This window comes from Paraburkholderia ribeironis (assembly GCF_900019265.1).
GTDB classification, from domain to species: Bacteria; Pseudomonadota; Gammaproteobacteria; order Burkholderiales; family Burkholderiaceae; genus Paraburkholderia; species Paraburkholderia ribeironis.
Window position 1 is genome coordinate 1 of record NZ_CYGX02000142.1, and the last position, 1,362, is coordinate 1,362.

The 1,362-nt window shown below is 58.6% G+C and carries 1 protein-coding gene; it reads right to left on the bottom strand.

The features are described from left to right. Nucleotides 1-140: 140 nt before the first annotated feature. Nucleotides 141-1,178, bottom strand: coding sequence for an IS481 family transposase (locus BN2475_RS32360; RefSeq protein WP_094783422.1), 1,038 nt, complete (start codon nucleotides 1,176-1,178; stop codon nucleotides 141-143). Nucleotides 1,179-1,362 lie beyond the last annotated feature (184 nt).

Consider the following 1,362-nt stretch of genomic DNA (forward strand, 5'->3'; position numbering starts at 1 on the left):
ATTCCATATCGTCAAGAACCTGTTTCGCCATCGCAAGACCCGATACAAGGGCTTGGCCAAGAACACGGCGCAACTGTTCAGCTGTATTAGCCTGAACCGGACCTGACAGGTAGTCGGAGAAGCGAATTAAGGAAGGCGATTCAGCGAGGAATTAGTTTCTCCCTGGCGAGTTCGAGTGAATCGAGGAAAGTACGCATCGGCGTCTTGCCATAGCACCATCGCCCCTGATGTTCGCGCTCATTGTTGTACTGGTCAAGCCATGTGTCCAGATCACTCTGCAGGGCGGCGATCGAGTCGTAGATTTTCCTGCGGAAGGCGATGCGATAGAACTCGTTGAGCATGGTCTTGTGAAGCCGCTCGACGATGCCGTTGGTTTGCGGAGAACGCGCCTTGGTGCGGGTGTGATCGATGTTCTCCACGGCCAGATAGAGCTCGTATTCGTGATGCTCGGGGTTTCCGCAGTACTCGGTCCCCCGGTCGGTCAGAACGCGCGCGAGCGGAATGCCGTAGTTGTCGAAGAACGGTACGACACGATCGTTGAGCAGGTCGGCCGCTGGCAGCGGTGTCTTGCGGTCGTAGAGTTTGGCAAACGCCACTTTCGAGTAGGTGTCGACGAAGGTTTGCTGATAGACGCGACCGACGCCCTTGAGCGTGCCGACGTAAAAGGTATCCTGGGCGCCGCAGTAGCCGGGGCATTCAGATTCAAATTCGCCGTGCGTTTCCTTTTCCAGCTTGGCACGCTCAAGCGCGCTGAGCTGCGATTCGGTCAGCACCAGCCCTTCCTGGGCAGACTTCGCTTCCAGCGCCTTCAGGCGTTTGTTCATCGTCTCGAGGTCATGGCGCAACCAGATGCTGCGCACCCCCTGCGGCGAGACGCTGAGGGCATGGCGTTTGAGGACCTCATTGGCGATACGGATCTGGCCGTAGGCGGGCAGTTCCAGGGCCAGTTCGACCACTGCCGCCTCGACCTGCGGATCCACGCGGTTCTTCAGCAGCGGGCGATGGTGGGAGATTTCCTGCAGAGCCGCCTCTCCGCCCTTGTCGTACAGTTCCTTGAAGCGGTAAAAGCTGTCGCGGGAATAGCCCATTACCCGGCAGGCCTGACTGACATTGCCCAGTTGCCGCGCCAGTTCGAGCATGCCGACCTTGGCGCGGATAACTTTCTGTTCCTGAGTCATGGTGGACTCCTTGCGGTTCGCCGCGCGCGTTGCCGCTTCGGACTACGTCCTCCGCGCCCACGCGCAACAGCACGAGAAACCGACCACTGTCAGATTTAGTCTAGGCTATTCCACTTTATGTTGGCGAATGAGGCAATCCGCCTCGTTCTCCAGCAGGAGCCCTATCATGACCTCCTCCCAGTCA